The sequence below is a fragment of the Nisaea sp. genome, from assembly GCF_965216895.1.
GTDB lineage: Bacteria > Pseudomonadota > Alphaproteobacteria > Thalassobaculales > Thalassobaculaceae > Nisaea.
Genome location: NZ_OZ244205.1, coordinates 107,318 through 124,693, shown reverse-complemented (window position 1 = coordinate 124,693; position 17,376 = coordinate 107,318). Strand labels below are relative to the sequence as shown.

Below are 17,376 nucleotides of genomic sequence, written 5' to 3'. Positions count from 1 at the left end.
GATCGACCAAAGTTCGAAAGGTTTTCCCGACTATATTTTCTCAAAATTATTCTTTGCCAGACGAATCAAGCGGCTACTCTCTCCCGGCCGTTTCAAAGGTGAGTATCTCCGGAGCCGTCCTTGACAAAACCGGGGCCGGTCCGCAGGTTTGGTCGAAAGTGATGCTGGGGTGTTCCGGAGCGAGATCCGGAACTGAGAGGATACCCATCGAACCTGATCCGGGTCATGCCGGCGCAGGGAGACGTCACCGGACCCTCGGACGGGTCCATCCGTCGCGTTTCCTCTCTCCCCGGCCGTAATGCAATCCGTTCGCGCGAACGGACCGATTGGAGTGCCGGAATGTTTCTGAAGAAGACCGCAATCGCCCTCGCCGCCATCCTCGCAACCGCAGGCACGGCCCGCGCCGAAACCGTGCCGGTGCTCGTGCCCATTACCGGCTTTCTTTCACTCGAGGGCACTGCACAGCGCAACGGCGCGGTGATGGCGATCGACACGCTCGGTGACGCAGCGGGCCTGTCGACCGAAGTGACCGACACCGGAACGTCCCCGGAAGGTGCGGTCACGGCCCTGCGCCGCGCCCTCGCCGGAGAACCGAGCGCCGCGATCGCCTCCATGCTCGGCACCCAGATGCTGGCGATGATCCCGATTGCGGACCGGGCGGGCGTGCCATTGCTCACCGTCTCCGGGACGGCGAAGATCACAGAGCTTGGCAGCGAAAACGTCTTCCGCTTCTTCCCGGGCGACAGCGTGGTCAAGGTCGCGCAAGCCAGATACGCGGTCGAGGAACTCGGCGCCAAACGTCCGGCCCTGCTCTACCAGACCACCGCCTACGGCCAGAGCGGCGCGGCCCACCTGAAACGGATCCTCGCCGATCTCGGCGCACCGCTGGTGTTCGAGGAGGGCATCGACATCTCGGTGAAGGACATGCTGCCGGTACTGACCCGGATGCAGGCGGACGAGCCAGACATGCTGTTGCTGCATCTCCATTCCGGCTCCACCGCCCTCGTCATCCGGCAGGCGCGGGACAGCGGGAACACGATCCCTGTGGTCGCCGGTTCAGCCATGCACCAGCCGACCACGGCGGCGCTTCTGGAGCCGGCACAGCTGAAAGGCGTCTGCGCCGAGAGCGCTTCCTCGCCGATCTCCGAGACCGCCGGTCCGGTCGCCGACTTTACTGCCGCGTACCGCAAGCGTTTCGGCAGCGAGCCCGACGCCTTCGCGCTGGCGCAGTATGATGGCGCGGCCATGCTGGTCGCGGCCAGGTCCTCCGGGGCGACGAACGCAGCAGAAGTCCGCGACTGGCTCGCTTCGAACAGCTTCGATGGCCTTGCCATGACCTACAAGTCGGACGGCAAGGGCAACATGGCGCATGACGCGGTCGTGGTCTGCTACGACGGCGAGAGCCGGGTCCCGTCGATCGCCCGGCGCTACGGGAATGTCGACGGCGTGAACTAGCGGGTCCATGGTCCGGAGATGACATCCCTCGCCCTTGCGCAGATCCTGGTGAACGGCCTCGCCCTCGGGGCGGCCTATGCTCTGATCGCGCTCGGTTTCGTCATCGTCATCAACGCGGTCGGAGCGGTTAATTTCGCCCAGGGCGAGCTGGTGATGGCAGGTGGCTTCGTCGCCATCGCGCTCGCGCCACTGTTCGGAGAGGCGGCGGGCCTGCCCGGCCTCCTGCTCCTGCCGCTGGTCATGTTGCTGATGGGAGGGCTTGGTGTCGGCTTCGCCCACCTTGCCTATTTCCCGCTCCGGGATCGCCCGCAGGTCGCCGTTTTCGTCAGCACCATCGCCATCGGCCTGGTGCTGCAGCATCTCGCCAACGCCGTCTTCGGCGCCGCACCGCGCGTCGGTCCGCCGCTGATCGCAGGCGACGGACCGACCGTCGGAGGCCTTACCCTCTCCCTGCAGCAGCTCGCGGTGCTGGGGAGTGCCGCGCTGCTGGTCTCCGCCACGGGCCTTTTTCTCGGCAGAACCCAGACCGGGCGGCGGATACGGGCGGTGGCGCAGGATCCGGAGATGGCGGCCGCCATCGGCATCCGCCCCGCGCGCATGATCACCCTCTCCTTCGCCCTTGCCATCGCGCTCGCGGGCGCGGCCGGACTGCTGCTCTCGAACCAGTTCTTCGTCAGCCCGAACGATGGCGGCCTCTTCATGCTGAAGGCTTATATCGCGGTGACCATCGGCGGCTGGGGGCGGCTCGACGGAGCCGTCCTCGGCGCGCTGCTCATCGGACTTTTCGAGACACTGGTTGCCGCATTCACCTCCTATCTCGTCGCGGAAGCGCTGCTCTACGGCGTCCTGCTCGCCATGCTCGCGTTCCGCCCGGGCGGTCTGCTGCCGGAACGGGCCCGCTCCCGTGTCTGACCGCCGCTCCCTGCTCCTGCTCGCCGGCGCCGCCGTCCTTGCGCTCTATGCCGTTCTGTACGCCGGAAACTACGGGCACGACGTCCTGACGCGGGCGGGGATCTACGCCATTGCCGCGATCGGCTACCAGCTCGTTTTCGGACGTCTCGGCGCGCTCTCGCTCGCTCAGGGGTGCTTTTTCGGGCTCGGCGCCTATGCCGCCGGGCTCGGGGCGCTCGATCTCGGGCTCGGTTTTCCGTTCACCCTGCTGGCCGGAATGGCGCTGCCCGTGCTGCTCGCGGTCCTGATCGCGATCCCGGTCCTGCGCCTCGCCTCGCACTATTTCGCCCTCGCCACCCTCGGCATCGCCCAGCTCGCGCTGCTCGCGGCGACCAACTGGACAGAGGTGACGGGGGGCGCCAACGGGCTCTACGGCGTACCGCCTGCGTCCTTCGACGGGTTGCAGGTCGGCTTCGGTCTGCCGCTCACCCTACTCGTCTGGAGCTGCGTCCTCGTCGCGCTCTGGGTCTCGCACCGTCTGACTGCGGGGCGGCGCGGGCTTGCCGTCGAAACGCTGCGCGCGGCCCCGAGCGCGGCGGCCGCGCTCGGCATCGACGGCGCGGCGATCCGATTCCGCTTCTTCCTTGCCAGCGCCGCCTTCGGCGGTTTCGCGGGCGCGCTGCAGGCCCATGCCGTCGGCGTGGTCTCGCCGGACGTGCTCTCCTTTCACGTCCTCGTCCTGCTGCTGGCGATGACCGTGATCGGCGGGCGCGATTCCCCGCTTGGCGCAGTTCTCGGCGCCCTGCTGCTGGTGCATCTGCCGGAATGGTTCCGCGATTTTGCGGATTACTATCTCGTCGCCTACGGCGCAGCCCTGCTGGCCGCCATCATCTTCCTGCCGCGCGGCCTATCGGGTCTGCTGCCGGATGCGCCGAAGCGCCGGAGCGCATCTCAAGCGGCACCGCCGTGCCCGCGCCGCGAGGCCCAGCTCACCGTCGAACAGGTGACCAAGCATTTTGGCGGCGTCGCGGCGCTCGACAACGTTTCGCTCGCCGTCGCTCCCGGCGAGATCGTCGGGCTGATCGGGCCGAACGGTTCCGGCAAGACAACCCTGGTCAACCTGATCACGGGCATGGAAAAACCCGATGCCGGCCGCATCCGCTTCGGCACGGCCGACCTGACGGCTCTGGCACCGGAACGGATCGCCAGGGCCGGGATCGCCCGGACCTTCCAGCACCCGCAGATCGCCCCCGGCCTCACGCTCCGCGAGACCCTCGAGGCGGTCGGGCCATGCGATCCCGAGACACTGCTCGCGCGGGTCGGACTCGCGGAGCGCGCGGACGGCCTTGCCGGAAACCTGCCACCCGCCGCGCAAAAGCGACTCGAGATCGGCCGCGCGCTCGCCACCGGCGCCACACTGCTCGCGCTCGACGAGCCGGCGGCGGGCATGAACGACGTCGAACGCGCCGACCTCGCCCGTCTCCTGAAGGCGCTCTCCGCCGAAGGTCACACAATTCTGCTGATCGATCATGCCATGGATTTCCTGCTCCCTCTCGCGGACCGTGTGGTCTGTCTCAGCGCCGGACGGGTCGTCGCGGAAGGCACGCCGGAGGAGGTTTCACGGGATCCGAGTGCGGTCCGGGCCTATTTCGGGGAAAGTCCGCTATGAACCCGGCGCTACTCGACCTCCGGAACGTGTCGGTCCTGCGCGGCGGAGGCCTTGCCGTCGAAAACCTCGATCTCTCGATCTCCAGCGGAGAAATCGTCGCCCTGCTCGGCCTGAACGGAGCCGGAAAGACGAGCCTGCTGCGTGCGGTCATGGGCCTTGAACCCCTCGCTGCCGGCGCGGTCCGGTTCCGGGACCGCAATCTCGGCCATCTCGCGACGCCGGACCGGGCCCGGCTCGGAATCGGCTATTGCCCGGAAGGGCGACGCCTCTTCCCGGGCATGAGCGTCTCTGACGCCCTGCACGCCGCCTCCCGCGGCTCTGCCCGGGAGCGTGACGAACGGATCGACGAGATCATGCGGCTCTTTCCGCTGCTCGAAGACATCCTGGGTCAGGATTGCTGGCGTCTCAGCGGCGGGCAGCAGCAGGTCGTCGCCATCGCCCGCGCACTGATGCCCCGCCCGGAAATCCTCCTGCTCGACGAGCCGTCGCTCGGGCTCGCGCCGGTCATCTGCCAGGACCTGTTCCCCGCGATTCGACGTCTCGCGAACCTGGGCGCGGGCGTACTCCTGGCGGAGCAGAGTCTCGTCCATGCCCTTGCCGTGGCGGATCGGGTCGCCGTGCTGCACCGGGGCCGGCTCTTGCTTGATGCGCGGGCAAGAGAGGTCTCACACGAGCACCTGAAACATCTGCTGCTTTCCGAGGGTGAACCCGGCTGAGGCTTCGTCTATGCTCCGGGCGTTTCAAATCGCCTGCCTTGGGAGCCCCCCGTCGATGGACGAGAGCCAGACCCCCGATTTCCGCCAGAGCATCGCCGAGACAGCAGCCAATATCCTGCTCGAGATCGAGGCCGTGCATATCCGCCCGGAAGAGCCCTTCACCTTCACTTCGGGCCGCCTCAGTCCGGTCTATGTCGATTGCCGCAAGATCATCTCCTTTCCCCGCGCGCGAAAGAAGCTGATGGAGATGGGCGTCGAACTGCTGGCCCGGAAGGCCGGCTTCGAGCAGTTCGACGCGGTGGCCGGCGGCGAGACGGCGGGCATCCCGTTCGCCGCCTGGGTCGCCGACCTGCTCGGCCTGCCGATGCTCTATGTCCGCAAGAAGCCGAAAGGCTTCGGCCGCAACGCCCGGATCGAGGGCAGTTTCGAGGAGGGCGCGCGCATCCTGCTGGTCGAGGACCTCGCGACCGACGGCGGCTCCAAACTCTCCTTCATCGACGCGATCCGGGAAGCCGGCGGCGAGGTCGCCCACTGTTTCGTCGTCTTCCACTACGGAAACTTCCCCGAAAGCACGACCTCGATGAAGGAAAAGGGCGTCGACCTGCACGGGCTCTGCACCTGGTGGGACGTGCTCGCGGCGGCGGAGAAGCGCGGCTATACGGCGGCACAGCTTGCCGAAGTGCGGCAGTTCCTGCGCGACCCGGACGGCTGGGCCGCAACCCGCGAAACCCTCGAAACGTAGAACAAGAGAACAAACGCGGCGCCGGGAGGGCCGAGATGCTGAAAATTCTGGGACGCAACAACTCGAGCAACGTGCAGAAGGTGACCTGGCTCTGCGGCGAGCTCGGAATCCCGAACGAGCGTGAGGACTACGGCGGCGCCTTCGCCAATACGAAGGACGAGCACTATCTTTCGCTCAATCCGAATTCCCGCGTTCCGACCATCATCGAGGGCGATTTCGTGCTCTGGGAGTCGAATGCCATCGTTCGGTATCTCTGTAGCAAGCATTCGAAGAGCGAGATGGCGCCGGCAGATCCGCGCGACTATGCCGACGCGGACCGCTGGATGGACTGGCAGCAGACCACGGTGCTGCCGCTCATCACCCCGATCTTCTGGGGCCTCGTGCGCACGCCGGAGGCCGAACGCGATCTCGCCGGCATCGAGGCGGCCCGCAAGGCCATGATACCCGTGCTGGGAATTCTCGAGAACCGCCTGGAAGGCCGCGATTATATCATGGGCGGGCGCCTCACCATGGCGGATGTCCCGATCGCCATCATGATCTATCGCTGGCTCGCGCTGATCCAGGATCGCCCCGCCATGCCTGCGCTGGAAGCCTGGTACGCCCGCATTGCCGCGCGCCCGGCCTTCAAGGAGCATGTTCTGGACGTCCCGCTGACCTGAGCCGGCGGGACCCGCGGTGCTGGAAATAACCGGCGCCGCTTCCTATCCTCATTGCAATCCTGACCGCGAAATGGAGGCAGCCCGATGCGGCGTCCGATCAGACTGTTCGTCCTCTGGCTTTGCCTCCTTGCCGCATCCCTTCCTTTGACCCGTCCCGCCGACGCCCGGGAACAGCTGGTCATCGGGATGACCCAGTTTCCGACGACGCTGAACCCGATGATCGACGCCATGCTGGTGAAGAGCTATGTGCTCGGCATGGCGCAGCGGCAGATCGCCATCTTCGGCCATGACTGGGAACCGGTCTGCGTCTGGTGCACCGAACTGCCGACCTTCGAGAACAAGCGGGCGAAACGCTTCCCGGTGCTGGATTCCGATGGCAAGCCGACAGGCCGGGAGGGCGTGCGCACCACCTACACGATCAAGCCCGGTGCCTTCTGGGGCGACGGCACGCCGATCACCACGAAGGACGTGCTGTTCAGCTGGGAGGTCGGCCGTCATCCGGAGACCGGCGTTTCCGACCTCAGCGCCTACCAGGAAATCGTCGATATCGAGGTCGAGGACGCGCGCACCTTCACCATCGTGCGCAACAAGATCGACTACCGCTACAACACGCCCGGCGATTTCGACCTTCTGCCGGCCCATCTCGAGCGCGACGCCTTCGCCGTGCCGCGGGACTACAAGAACCGCACGCTCTACAAGACCGCGCCCGCGACGCCCGGCCTCTACAACGGCCCCTACCGCGTCTCCGAGCTGAGCGAGGGCGCCTATGTCGTGCTGGTCCGCAACGAGCACTGGGAGGGCAAGAGGCCGGCCTTCGAGCGGATCGTGGTGAAGACCATCGAGAAGACCTCGGCGCTGGAGGCGAACCTGCTCTCCGGCGCGATCGACTATATCGCCGGCGAGGCCGGCCTGACGCTCGATCAGGCGCTCGGCTTCGAGAAGCGGCACGGCGACGCCTACGACGTGATCTACAAGCCGGGCCTGATCTACGAACATATCGAGTTCAATCTCGACAACCCGATCCTCGCCGAGATCCGCGTCCGCCGCGCCCTGCTGCACGCGATCGACCGGCAGGCGATCTCCGACCGCCTCTTTGCCGGCAACCAGCCGGTCGCGCACGGCGCGGTCAATCCGCTGGACTGGGCCTATCACAAGGACCTGCCGAAATATCCGTTCGATCCCGAGCGCGCGAAAGCCCTGCTGGAGGAAGCCGGCTGGACGGTGATGAAGGACGGCATCCGCCACAAACCGGACGGCACGAAACTCAGCCTCGAGATCATGACCACCTCGGGCAACCGGATCCGCGAACTGGTCGAGCAGGTGCTGCAGAATTACTGGAAGCAGGTCGGCGTCGAGGTGACGATCCGCAACGAGCCTGCCCGAGTCTTCTTCGGCGAGACCGTGCGCAAGCGAAAGTTCCCCGCCATGGCGATGTTCGCCTGGCTTTCGGCGCCGGAAGCGCTGCCAAAGACCACGCTCTATTCGTCCTCGATCCCAACCGAGGCGAACAACTGGTCCGGCCAGAACGCGACCGGCTACCGGAGCGCCGAGATGGACCGGCTGATCGACGCCATAGAGATCGAGCTCGACCGCGAAAAGCGGCGCGCGCTCTGGGCCCAGCAGCAGACCCTTTACGCGACCGACCTGCCGGTTCTGCCGCTCTATTTCCGCTCCAACGCCTATATCCTGCCGAAATGGCTGAAGGGGCTGAGGCCGACCGGGCACAAATACAGTTCCACCTACTGGATCGAGCAATGGCGCGACAGTTCGGACGCCAATTGACCGCCGCATGACCGCCTTCCTCGCCCGGCGCCTCGGCCAGGCGCTGCTGGTGCTCTGGCTGATGTCCTTCGTGACCTACGGATTGCTGGTATTGATGCCGGGCGATCCCGTCGACCTGATGGTGGCGGGCGACCCGAACGTGACCGCGGCGGACGTGGCCCGGCTGAAGGCGCTTTACGGCCTCGACCGGCCTTTTCTCGAACGCTACGGCTCCTGGCTCGCCGCGGCGCTCCGGGGCGATCTCGGCTATTCCCGTCTGTTCGCCGCGCCGGTGACCGACATCCTGGCGCCACGCCTGCTGAACTCCCTGCTGCTGATGGGCCTCGCCTTCGCGCTCGCGGTGGCGATAGCGCTGCCGGCCAGCGTGTTCGCGGCGCGCAATCCGGGCAGCCACGCCGACCGCGCGATCAATCTCCTCTGCTTCGCCGGTATCTCGGTGCCGCCCTTCTGGCTGGCGCTCCTGCTGATCCTGCTCTTCGCGGTGACGCTGGGCCTGTTCCCGGCAAGCGGCATGGCGACCATCGGCGATGGGAGCCCCGCCGACCGGGCGGCGCATCTCGCACTTCCGGTGCTGACGCTGGCGGCGGCGAGCATCGCGCAATATACCCGTCACGGACGGGCGGCCATGGTCGAGGTGCTGCGCGAGGACTATATCCGCACCGCCCGCGCCAAGGGCGCGCCGGAGCGCGCGATCCTCTGGCGTCACGGCTTCCGCAACGCGCTGATCCCGCTGGTCACAATCATGGCGCTGGATTTCGGCGCCCTGTTTTCCGGCGCGCTGATCACCGAGACCATGTTCGCCTATCTCGGCATGGGCAAGACGATCTACGACGCGGTGATGGGCAACGACTTCAACCTCGCCCTCGTCGGCCTGCTGCTGGCGACCGCCGTGACGCTCGCCGCCAACATTGCCGCCGACATCGCATATGGCCTGATCGACCCGCGGATCCGCCTGACCGCGAGGCCCCGGACATGACGGCGGGGCTCATGGATCGGGGCCGCCGCCGTGGCCCGCTCGGCAGGCTCCTCGCCAACGGCGCCGCCGCGCTTAGTCTCGCAGTTCTCTCCGCGTTGGTGCTCGCCTGTTTCGCCGCTCCGCTCATCGGTGCTCTCCTCGGGCTCGACGCCACCACACCGGATCTCTTCAGCATCGCCGCGCCCCCCTCGCCAGCGCATCCTCTCGGCACCGACGAGATCGGGCGCGACCTGCTGATGCGGCTGCTCGAAGGCGGGCGGGTCTCGCTCACCGTAGGCCTCGCCGCCGCGCTCAGCGCCAGCGCCATTGGCACCCTGTTCGGCCTAATCGCCGGCTGGCGCGGCGGGATTCTCGACGCGGCGCTGATGCGGCTCGCGGACAGCGTGATCTCGCTTCCGCTCCTGCCGCTGCTCGTCGTGCTCGCCGCGATCGATCCGGAGAAGGCCGGCCTGCCCCCCGCGCTGGTGCATTCCGAGAGCTTCAGCCTCTACCGGATCGTGATCATCATCGCGCTGGTCGGATGGACGACAACGGCGCGTCTGGTGCGCGGCTCCGTCCTCAGTTTGCGAGAACGCGAATTCATCGAAGCCGCCCGCGCCCAGGGCCTGCCCGCGTCGCGCATCCTTTTCCGCCACCTGTTGCCCAACGCCGCTTCGCCGATTCTGGTCGCGGCGACGCTCACCATCGGCAACGTCATCCTGTTCGAGAGCGTGCTGAGCTTCCTCGGCCTCGGCGTACAGCCGCCGATTCCGAGCTGGGGGAACATGCTGACCGGGGCACAGGACCTGATCGCCAGCGCGCCGATGCTCGCAATCTGGCCGGGCCTGCTGATCTTCGCCGCTGTGATCGCCTTCAACTTCCTCGGCGACGGGCTCCAGGAGGCACTGGACCCAAGGTCCGAAGCCCGGCAACGACATTGACGGTCCGCCGCGCATTGACGCCCCGCGAGGCGCTCTCTAGCTTGATTCCATGACCCGCTTGCGCGCCCTCACCCTCACCCTGCTCTTCCTCGTATCCCTCGGCCTCGCCGCCTGCGAGGAAGCGCCGCCGACGGTGGTCAACCGGCGCGACGCGAAGGCGCCGCCGGGCGACGGGCAGACCGGGGAAGTCTGCGTGCTGGTGCGCAATCGCACGCCCTTCACCATTACCGGGCGGGTCCAACTAAAGACCCGCGAGCGCACCAGCTTCCGGCTGTCGCGCAACGCGCGGACCAAGATCTGTCTGGTCGGAACGCTCTACGGTCAGGACACGGTTTCGCTGGTGGTGACCAACTTCATGACCATGCCGCTTTTCTCCTGCTATGTCCGCTTCGACCAATCGATCGACATCTATGCCCGTCCGCATCCGGACGGCGGCTGGCTCTACAACGCGCCCTGCGCCTGAGACGCCGGGCCTTCCGGGTCAGGACACCAGTTCGGGCTTCAGGGCCTTCACGTGCCGGCGTATGGCCTGGATCACCGGCAGGCCGCCGAGGGCCATGACGTCGATCGGTGTCTTGCCACGGAACGGCGCGTTGCTTTTTCCGGTGGCCGGCCAGGTTTCCGCGGCTTGTTCGTCCATCGCCTCCTTCAGATCCCGGTAAAGCGCAACCAGACATGACGTGCGCTCAAGCTGCTCGGCGGAGAGGATTCCCTGCCAGCTGCCGTCGCTCATTGCGTTCCAGGTCCCTTCGTCGACATTCATCAGCTTCGCGGCAGCGCGCGGTGGAACCTGCCAGAGATCGAACAGGCTCGCGATCGTGCGGACGGCGACCGGAGTCAGTTCCTTGCGCTCCTTGTCGCGATGAAACCGGCCCTGCGCCCGGCCCTCGTTGCCTGATATATTTCCAGTTGCTTTCATGGGATTGCGTTCCTGGCCAATTCTAGCGCCCAGATATCCTTCTGAAGCGCGCTTCCCCCGTTCCGGTACCCTTTTCGGTTTTCGGATTTTGCATTGAAATTCATATTACCGGCGTAATCAGGTATTTGAAAAGCAAATAATATCCGGCACTTCGGCAGTATTTGAAACGATTTTCCTTGGTTAAAATTCGAGCAGTTTTTATTTAAAGACAACAGCTTACCAACTCACCTTCAACGGCGACGGCCAGAAATGGCGTTTTGGGGGATAGACTACGCGGAAATGCGGTCGAGGCGGAGGCGATGGCGCGTATCGGTCAGCCGAAGAAGCACGCAAGAGACTACGACCGTTGCGCCGATCCCGGTCGCGCCGACGATCAGAAACTTCACCAGAAATTGATAATTGACCGCGTCGACGGGATCGATGCCGGCGAGGGTCTGCCCGGTCAACATACGAGGAAGAGAAACGAGACCGGTTTCCGCAATCGTATTGATGGTCGGGGTCAGCGCGGTCCGCAGCAGAATGGGTTTCCGGGGTCCGGACCGGCCTTGCTGGGAAATGCGTGCCGCAACCGATAGCCAACTCAAGCGACCCCAGTTGCAAAGGCGAAGCCCATGGCCCAGCGGTCTGCTTGACGCCCGATTTTCGTCGATTATCTTCGAGTCCAGAGGACGACCTCCCCGCACCGGGAAACTCTGTCGGGACGACCCGATGACTGGGAGGCTGAGATGCCGTGGCTATTCCTGATCCTCGCCGGGCTGCTAGAGGTAGTCTGGGCCTTTGCGATGAAGCAGACCGCCGGATTTGCGCGGCTGGTTCCTGTTTTGGTCATGATCCCCGCAATGGTCGGCTCTTTCGCGCTACTGGCACTCGCCATGCGAAAATTGCCGCTCGGGACCGCCTACACGATCTGGACCGGTATCGGCGCCATCGGCGCCTTTCTGGTCGGCGTCATAGTCCTCGGCGAAGCCTTGACCCCCATGCGCGCCACAGCGGCGCTGCTGATCGTCACCGGCATGATCATGATGAAGGCCGCGGAATGACCCGGTCAGGGTCTAACCCGTCCGCGGCAGCCGGTCCTCGACGAGCTGGCTCCAGTAGCTGGCGCCCCAGGGCAGGGCCTCGTCGTTGAAGTCGTATCCTGCATTGTGCAGCATCCGGCCCTCGCCGCCGCCGCCATTGCCCATCCAGATATAGCAGCCGGGCTTCTTCTCCAGCATGAAGGCGAAATCCTCGCCGCCCATGCTCGGGGTCGGATCGCGCACGACCTTGTCCCCACCGACCAGCCGTTCGGCAACGACCGCCGCCATCTCGCTCTCGGCCTCGGAATTGACGGTCGGCGGATAGCGCTTCTCGTAGCGCAGCTCGGCCGTCGCGCCGTAGCCGGCGCAGACGCCGTCGATGATCTGCTGCATCCGCGGCTCGATCATGTCGCGCACTTCCGGCCGGAAGGAACGGGTGGTGCCGGCGAGCTGCACCATGCCCGGGATGACATTGTAGGCGTCGCCGCCATGGATCTTGGTGACCGAGACCACCACCGCATCCATCGGATCCACGTTGCGGCTGGCGATGCTCTGCAAGGCCGTCACAACCTGCGCCGACACCAGGATCGGGTCGATCCCGAGATGCGGCATCGCGCCGTGCCCGCCGACGCCCTTGATGTCGAGCTCGAACATGTCGTAGGCGGCCATCATCGGCCCCGGACGGACCGCGACGGTGCCGACCGGCATGCCCGGCCAGTTATGCATGCCCCAGACGCTGTCCACCGGGAACTTGTCGAACAGCCCCTCCTCGACCATCACCCGGCCGCCGCCCTCGTTCTCCTCCGCCGGCTGGAAAATGAACTGCACGGTGCCGGAAAAATTCCGCGTCTCGGCGAGATACTTCGCCGCGCCGAGCAGCATCGTGGTGTGCCCGTCATGGCCGCAGGCATGCATCTTGCCGGGATTCTCGGAGGCGTATTCGACGCCGGTCTGCTCGGTAATGTCGAGCGCGTCGATATCGGCCCGGAGTCCGATGGCACCGCCCTCCCCGTTGCCCTTCAGCGTGCCGATCACACCGGTTCCGGCAAGCCCGCGATGCACCTCGATGCCGAAGCTCTCCAGCTTCTCTACGATGAAGGCGCTGGTCCAGTGCTCCTCGAAGGCGGTTTCCGGATGGCGGTGCAACTCACGCCGCCACGCGGTCATTTCCTCGTGAAATTCGGCAATCCGGTTATTGATGGGCATGGTTGGACTTCCTGCTCGAGACCTGGTCAGAAGGCCGCGTTGGCGGCCGAAGTGAAGCGGAGGACATTGTCCGCCGGGCTGCGGGTCTCGCGCACGCCATCGTCGGTCTTGATGCGGGCCGGGACACCGTTCTTGATCACCATACGGTGGTTGTCCCGATCCGCAACCCGGTCGATGTCGGCGAGCGGATCGCCGTCGACGATCAGCAGGTCGGCATGCATGCCTTCGGCAACTTTGCCGCGGTTCTCCAGTCCCATAAGGTCGATGCCGTTGCGGGTGGAGAAGGTGATTGCGTCCATCGGCGTGATGCCGATCTCGACCATGTAGCGCAACTCCAGCGCGTTCTCGCCGTGGCGGTTGAAGGGCGTTCCGGCATCGGTGCCCATCGCGATCCGGCCGCCGGCTTCGTAGAACATCTTGATCGACTGGATATGCCGCTCCTGCACGCGAAGGGCCTTTTCCACCACATGCGCGGGAATACCGCCGTCCTTGTTGGCAACAATGTTGCGAACCGCCGCAAGCGTCGGGACAAGATAGGTATCTGCTTCCAGCATCTCCTTCAGGCATTCGTCGTTCATGAAGATGCCGTGTTCGATCGAGGCAACGCCCGCGCGCACCGCATTCAGGATGCCGAGGCTGCCCTGGGCGTGGCTCGCGGTCTTCTTGTGGAAGCGCTTGCCCTCGGCGACCCCGGCGGCCATTTCCTCGGCGGTGAAGTGAGCGTCCTCCGGGCTGACTCCGGGGGTCATGACGCCGCCGGTCGCCATCATCTTGATCAGGTCGGCGCCGGCATGGATCTGCTCGCGTACCGCCTTCACGACCTCGTCTTCGCCGTCGGCAACGCGGCCGTTCCGGTTGCCGTGCCCGCCGGTCATGCAGATCACCCGTCCCGAGCAGAGAATGCTCGGCCCGATCTGGGTGCCGCTGTTGCAGGCGTCGCGCACCGCGAGTTCAAGATGATCCTTGCCGCCGCAATCCCGTACCGCGGTGATGCCGCCCATGAGGGAGACCTGCGCGTGGCGATAGGCCGCCATGGTGATCTGTCCCGGAGTCATCGAAGCCTGCACCGCTGCCGGATTGCCCTCGCCTCCCATCGTCAGATGGACATGGCAGTCGACCAGCCCCGGCATCAGCGTGCCGCCGGCGAAATCGACCCGGAAGCCCGAGAAGCCCTGGAAACGATCGAGCGGCGCCAGATCGGCGACCTTCCCGTCCCTCACCATGACCCCATGGTTCTCCAGTCGGGCACCGGTTCCGTCGAGAATCGTGCCGCCTTCGTAAAGCGTTTCGTCAGCCATCGAATATCCTTTGCCGGGCGCTTGCGGCCCGCGTTCGCATTCGTCGTAACTATATATGAACCACGGAAGGCAGGTCGGCCAGGGCCGCGTCGATCCGTGCCGTATTCAACTCCGGGGACTGGGCCCCTGACAAGGTGCAGATTACGCCGCTCGCTGCCGTGGCCCGGCGCACCGAGTCGAGAAGGGTTTCACCGCGGTCGAGGGTGGCCGCGAGCGTGCCGCAGAACGCATCTCCGGCTCCGACCGTGTCAAGCGGGGAGATCGGAAGGGCCGGCACGTGAAAACAGCCGCCCTCATCGGCAACGACAACACCCGATGCGCCGATCGTGACGATTCCCGTCCCCCGACAAAGCGCCGCGAGGCCGCGCGCGAGATCCGCGTTCTCCAGCCCTGCGCTGTTGCCAAGCAGACCCATCGCCTCCTCCTCGTTGGCGATCAAGATATCGACATCGGCGAGCGCCTCCCGCGCGATCGGACCCAGCGGGGCGTCGTTGAGGATCACGCGGCAGCCGCGTTCCCTGGCCCGGCGAAGCGCCGTCTCGGTATCGGCCTGCGGCAGTTCCATCTGCATCAAGAGGGTCGCGCCAGGCTGCAGAAGCTCGTTCGTCAGCCAGTCGGCCGAGGCCTTCATGTTGGCGCCGCTCGCAACCAGGATCTGGTTCTCGCCACTCTCCTCGACCGAGATGACCGCCGTGCCGGTGACACCTTCGACCGCGTGGACATGGGTCGCGTCGACCCCGGCGGCCTGCATCGCGGCGAGACAGGGTTCCGCGTTCGCGTCCTGCCCGACGGCCCCGACGAACCGAACCTCGGCTCCGTCACGCGCCGCCGCGGCGGCCTGATTCGCCCCCTTGCCGCCGGGACAGAAGCGATAGCCGTCGGTCAATACGGTCTCGCCCCGGCGCGGCAATTTGGCGAAGGAAAAGAACAGGTCGGCATTTATCGATCCAAAGACGACGATCATGATCTGCTTTCGTCCGGCGCTCTGTGTTACTAAGCCATTCTTGATACAGAATTAGCGCGGTATGCACATGATTTATCCCGTGATCCTCTCCGGCGGCTCCGGCACCCGGCTCTGGCCGGTCTCCCGCGCGCTCTATCCGAAACAGCTGCTGCCGATGCTGAGCGAGCGAACCATGCTGCAGGAAACCGCCCTGCGCTTTCCGGAGAGCACCGGTTACGGACCACCCTCTGTGATCTGCAATTCCGAACACCGCTTCGCCGTCGCCGAGCAGCTACAGGGTATCGGCGCGAGGCCCTCGGCCATCTTGCTGGAGCCGGTCGGCCGGAATTCCGCCCCTGCCGCCGCTGTCGCCGCGCTGCATGTCGCGAGCGTCGATCCGGAAGGACTTGTCCTGCTGCTCGCCTCGGACCACCGGATCGAACGCCCGGAGGCCTTCCGAACCGCCGTCGAGACCGGGGCCGTCGCCGCCCGCGCCGGGCGCCTCGTCACCTTCGGGATCACGCCGGACCGGCCCGAGACGGGCTATGGCTACATCCACCGCAACGGTCCGCTCGACCACATGGAGGGCTGCTACGGGATCGAGCGTTTCGTCGAGAAACCGGATCTTGAGACGGCCGAGGCCTATCTCGCCGCCGGGGACTACTTCTGGAACAGTGGCACCTTCCTCTTCCGCGCCCGGGATTTCCTTGCCGAACTCGCGCGGCTGGCGCCGGAAATCCTCGACGCCGCGACGGCCGCCCTCGATAAGGGCGTTTCCGACCTCGATTTCCGCCGCCTCGACGCGGCAGCGTTCGGCATGGCGCCGTCGATCTCGATCGATTACGCCGTGATGGAGAAAACCGCGCTCGGCGCCATGGTACCGCTCGATGCCGGTTGGTCCGATGTTGGTTCCTGGAGCGCGCTCTGGGCCGTACAGGAGAAAGACGCGGACGGCAACGCCGTGCAGGGCGACGTCTGGCTGCACAAAAGCAGAAACAGCCTCGTGCGCGCGGAATCCCGGCTCGTCACCGTGATCGGCGCGAAGGATCTGGTCGTCGTCGAATCTCCCGATGCGGTGCTCGTTGCGCAGATGGGCACTGACCAGGACGTAAAGCTCGCCGTCGAGGCGCTGAAGGAAGCCGGCCGCCCCGAGGCGATCAGCCACGCCACGACGCACCGCCCCTGGGGCAGCTACCGCAATCTCGACAGCGGCGACGGATATCAGGTCAAGCGCATCACCGTCGCGCCCGGCGGCCGTCTTTCGCTCCAGAGCCACAAGCACCGGGCGGAGCACTGGACGGTGATCTCCGGCGAGGCCCGCATCACCCGCGGACCTTCGCTCGACCGGCTCGACGTTATGCATCTCGATACCGATCAGTCCATCGATATTCCCCTCGGCTGGATTCACCGGCTGGAAAACCCGGGCACTGAGCCCTTGATCATCGTCGAGGTGCAGTCCGGTGCCTATCTCGGCGAGGACGATATCGAACGCTTCGACGACCAGTACGGACGATGACGAACGGCACGACACCGCCGGAGTTCGATGCTGCTTTCCGGGACAGGCTCGCGGACCTGCTGCGCTGGCGCCGGGATGTGCGCGAGTTTCGTACCACGCCCTTGCCGGAGGGTGCGCTCGAGAGGCTCGTGGATCTGGCCGCGCTCGCTCCCTCGGTCGGCTACAGTCAGCCTTGGCGCTTCGTCTCCGTCGTTGAACCGGGGCGGCGGGCCGCAGTGCGGAGTTCCTTCGAGGCGGCGAACCGGAGGGCGCTCGAAGGTTATGCCGGAGAGCGCAAGCAGCTTTACGCCCGGCTGAAGCTCGCAGGGCTCGACCGGGCACCGGTCCAACTTGCCGTCTTCACCGATCACGGATCGGAGCGCGGTCATGGCCTCGGGCGCCAGACCATGCCGGAAATGCTGGACTATTCCACCGTCACCGCGATCCACACCTTCTGGCTCGCCGCCCGTGCCGAAGGCATCGGCGTCGGCTGGCTGTCGATCCTCGAGCCGGAAAAGGTCCGGGACGAACTCGGGGTGCCGGCCGACTGGTCGCTCACCGCCTACCTCTGCGTCGGATATCCCGAACGGGAACAAGACCGGCCGAAGCTGGAGCAGCTCGGTTGGGAGGACGAGGCACCGGAAAGCCGGCGCCTGCTGAAACGCTAGACCGGCCGATCTCTCCCT

Annotated in this window: 18 protein-coding genes and 1 riboswitch; of the genes, 13 read left to right on the top strand and 5 right to left on the bottom strand. The window is 66.0% G+C overall.

What is annotated here, in order from left to right:
- Positions 1-155: 155 nt before the first annotated feature.
- Positions 156-258, top strand: a riboswitch (TPP riboswitch).
- Between the two features lie 81 nt (positions 259-339).
- From ACOOE1_RS00565 to ACOOE1_RS00520, 10 genes are all read left to right on the top strand, one after another.
- The gene (locus tag ACOOE1_RS00565) at positions 340-1,455 is read left to right on the top strand and encodes an ABC transporter substrate-binding protein (protein ID WP_420404393.1); all 1,116 of its coding nucleotides are present in this window, start codon (positions 340-342) and stop codon (positions 1,453-1,455) included.
- Between the two features lie 18 nt (positions 1,456-1,473).
- A complete protein-coding gene (locus ACOOE1_RS00560; protein ID WP_420404392.1) occupies positions 1,474-2,367 on the top strand; it encodes a branched-chain amino acid ABC transporter permease in 894 nt (297 codons plus the stop codon).
- Positions 2,360-4,015, top strand: coding sequence for an ABC transporter permease subunit (locus ACOOE1_RS00555; protein WP_420404391.1), 1,656 nt, complete (start codon positions 2,360-2,362; stop codon positions 4,013-4,015). Before ACOOE1_RS00560 ends, ACOOE1_RS00555 begins: the two co-directional genes overlap by 8 nt.
- The gene (locus tag ACOOE1_RS00550) at positions 4,012-4,731 is read left to right on the top strand and encodes an ABC transporter ATP-binding protein (protein ID WP_420404390.1); all 720 of its coding nucleotides are present in this window, start codon (positions 4,012-4,014) and stop codon (positions 4,729-4,731) included. Before ACOOE1_RS00555 ends, ACOOE1_RS00550 begins: the two co-directional genes overlap by 4 nt.
- A 55-nt stretch (positions 4,732-4,786) precedes the next feature.
- Positions 4,787-5,473 carry an orotate phosphoribosyltransferase gene (locus tag ACOOE1_RS00545; protein WP_420404389.1) on the top strand — a complete coding sequence of 229 codons (687 nt, stop codon included), beginning with the start codon at positions 4,787-4,789 and terminating at the stop codon, positions 5,471-5,473.
- 35 nt (positions 5,474-5,508) lie between these two features.
- Positions 5,509-6,132, top strand: a complete 624-nt coding sequence (locus ACOOE1_RS00540; protein ID WP_420404388.1) for a glutathione S-transferase family protein — start codon at positions 5,509-5,511, stop codon at positions 6,130-6,132.
- A gap of 84 nt (positions 6,133-6,216) precedes the next feature.
- On the top strand, positions 6,217-7,914 hold the full coding sequence (locus tag ACOOE1_RS00535) for a peptide ABC transporter substrate-binding protein (RefSeq protein WP_420404387.1): 1,698 nt from the start codon (positions 6,217-6,219) through the stop codon (positions 7,912-7,914).
- 7 nt (positions 7,915-7,921) lie between these two features.
- On the top strand, positions 7,922-8,890 hold the full coding sequence (locus tag ACOOE1_RS00530; RefSeq protein ID WP_420404386.1) for an ABC transporter permease: 969 nt from the start codon (positions 7,922-7,924) through the stop codon (positions 8,888-8,890).
- Positions 8,887-9,810 carry an ABC transporter permease gene (locus tag ACOOE1_RS00525; RefSeq protein WP_420404385.1) on the top strand — a complete coding sequence of 308 codons (924 nt, stop codon included), beginning with the start codon at positions 8,887-8,889 and terminating at the stop codon, positions 9,808-9,810. The genes ACOOE1_RS00530 and ACOOE1_RS00525 overlap by 4 nt, the downstream gene beginning before the upstream one ends.
- A gap of 49 nt (positions 9,811-9,859) precedes the next feature.
- The gene (locus ACOOE1_RS00520) at positions 9,860-10,273 is read left to right on the top strand and encodes a hypothetical protein (RefSeq protein WP_420404384.1); all 414 of its coding nucleotides are present in this window, start codon (positions 9,860-9,862) and stop codon (positions 10,271-10,273) included.
- An 18-nt stretch (positions 10,274-10,291) separates the two neighbouring features.
- On the opposite strand, the gene ACOOE1_RS00515 is transcribed toward ACOOE1_RS00520, so the two are convergent.
- Positions 10,292-10,729: a hypothetical protein gene (locus ACOOE1_RS00515; protein WP_420404383.1), complete on the bottom strand. Its 438-nt coding sequence runs from the start codon at positions 10,727-10,729 to the stop codon at positions 10,292-10,294.
- A gap of 269 nt (positions 10,730-10,998) precedes the next feature.
- Complete coding sequence (locus ACOOE1_RS00510; protein WP_420404382.1) at positions 10,999-11,313, bottom strand: ABC transporter permease; 315 nt, start codon at positions 11,311-11,313, stop codon at positions 10,999-11,001.
- Between the two features lie 141 nt (positions 11,314-11,454).
- On the opposite strand from ACOOE1_RS00510, the gene ACOOE1_RS00505 reads away from it, so the two are divergent.
- Positions 11,455-11,769, top strand: a complete 315-nt coding sequence (locus ACOOE1_RS00505) for a DMT family transporter (RefSeq protein ID WP_420404381.1) — start codon at positions 11,455-11,457, stop codon at positions 11,767-11,769.
- Positions 11,770-11,781: 12 nt separating this feature from the next.
- Here ACOOE1_RS00505 and ACOOE1_RS00500 read toward each other — a convergent pair whose 3' ends face one another.
- From ACOOE1_RS00500 to ACOOE1_RS00490, 3 genes are read right to left on the bottom strand one after another with little or no spacing between them, the layout of a single operon-like run.
- Positions 11,782-12,954, bottom strand: coding sequence for a M20 aminoacylase family protein (locus ACOOE1_RS00500; protein WP_420404380.1), 1,173 nt, complete (start codon positions 12,952-12,954; stop codon positions 11,782-11,784).
- A 26-nt stretch (positions 12,955-12,980) separates the two neighbouring features.
- The gene (locus ACOOE1_RS00495) at positions 12,981-14,252 is read right to left on the bottom strand and encodes an amidohydrolase family protein (protein ID WP_420404379.1); all 1,272 of its coding nucleotides are present in this window, start codon (positions 14,250-14,252) and stop codon (positions 12,981-12,983) included.
- A 49-nt stretch (positions 14,253-14,301) separates the two neighbouring features.
- Entirely contained in the window at positions 14,302-15,216 is a 915-nt protein-coding gene (locus ACOOE1_RS00490; RefSeq protein WP_420404378.1) for a ribokinase, read from the bottom strand.
- 67 nt (positions 15,217-15,283) lie between these two features.
- On the opposite strand from ACOOE1_RS00490, the gene ACOOE1_RS00485 reads away from it, so the two are divergent.
- Positions 15,284-16,711 (top strand): mannose-1-phosphate guanylyltransferase/mannose-6-phosphate isomerase, encoded by a 1,428-nt coding sequence (locus ACOOE1_RS00485; protein WP_420404377.1) that lies wholly within the window; start codon positions 15,284-15,286, stop codon positions 16,709-16,711.
- A complete protein-coding gene (gene bluB / locus ACOOE1_RS00480; protein ID WP_420404376.1) occupies positions 16,708-17,358 on the top strand; it encodes a 5,6-dimethylbenzimidazole synthase in 651 nt (216 codons plus the stop codon). Before ACOOE1_RS00485 ends, bluB begins: the two co-directional genes overlap by 4 nt.
- Positions 17,359-17,376 lie beyond the last annotated feature (18 nt).

Bases quoted from the DNA above. Each gene is read 5' to 3' on its own strand.
- ACOOE1_RS00515 (WP_420404383.1), bottom strand. From the start codon at position 10,729: ATGAAAGCAACTGGAAATATATCAGGCAACGAGGGCCGGGCGCAGGGC.
- ACOOE1_RS00560 (WP_420404392.1), top strand. From the start codon at position 1,474: ATGACATCCCTCGCCCTTGCGCAGATCCTGGTGAACGGCCTCGCCCTC.
- ACOOE1_RS00525 (WP_420404385.1), top strand. From the start codon at position 8,887: ATGACGGCGGGGCTCATGGATCGGGGCCGCCGCCGTGGCCCGCTCGGC.
- ACOOE1_RS00540 (WP_420404388.1), top strand. From the start codon at position 5,509: ATGCTGAAAATTCTGGGACGCAACAACTCGAGCAACGTGCAGAAGGTG.
- ACOOE1_RS00485 (WP_420404377.1), top strand. From the start codon at position 15,284: ATGATTTATCCCGTGATCCTCTCCGGCGGCTCCGGCACCCGGCTCTGG.
- ACOOE1_RS00500 (WP_420404380.1), bottom strand. From the start codon at position 12,954: ATGCCCATCAATAACCGGATTGCCGAATTTCACGAGGAAATGACCGCG.
- ACOOE1_RS00505 (WP_420404381.1), top strand. From the start codon at position 11,455: ATGCCGTGGCTATTCCTGATCCTCGCCGGGCTGCTAGAGGTAGTCTGG.
- ACOOE1_RS00550 (WP_420404390.1), top strand. From the start codon at position 4,012: ATGAACCCGGCGCTACTCGACCTCCGGAACGTGTCGGTCCTGCGCGGC.
- ACOOE1_RS00520 (WP_420404384.1), top strand. From the start codon at position 9,860: ATGACCCGCTTGCGCGCCCTCACCCTCACCCTGCTCTTCCTCGTATCC.
- ACOOE1_RS00535 (WP_420404387.1), top strand. From the start codon at position 6,217: ATGCGGCGTCCGATCAGACTGTTCGTCCTCTGGCTTTGCCTCCTTGCC.
- ACOOE1_RS00490 (WP_420404378.1), bottom strand. From the start codon at position 15,216: ATGATCGTCGTCTTTGGATCGATAAATGCCGACCTGTTCTTTTCCTTC.
- ACOOE1_RS00495 (WP_420404379.1), bottom strand. From the start codon at position 14,252: ATGGCTGACGAAACGCTTTACGAAGGCGGCACGATTCTCGACGGAACC.
- ACOOE1_RS00565 (WP_420404393.1), top strand. From the start codon at position 340: ATGTTTCTGAAGAAGACCGCAATCGCCCTCGCCGCCATCCTCGCAACC.
- ACOOE1_RS00545 (WP_420404389.1), top strand. From the start codon at position 4,787: ATGGACGAGAGCCAGACCCCCGATTTCCGCCAGAGCATCGCCGAGACA.
- bluB (WP_420404376.1), top strand. From the start codon at position 16,708: ATGACGAACGGCACGACACCGCCGGAGTTCGATGCTGCTTTCCGGGAC.
- ACOOE1_RS00530 (WP_420404386.1), top strand. From the start codon at position 7,922: ATGACCGCCTTCCTCGCCCGGCGCCTCGGCCAGGCGCTGCTGGTGCTC.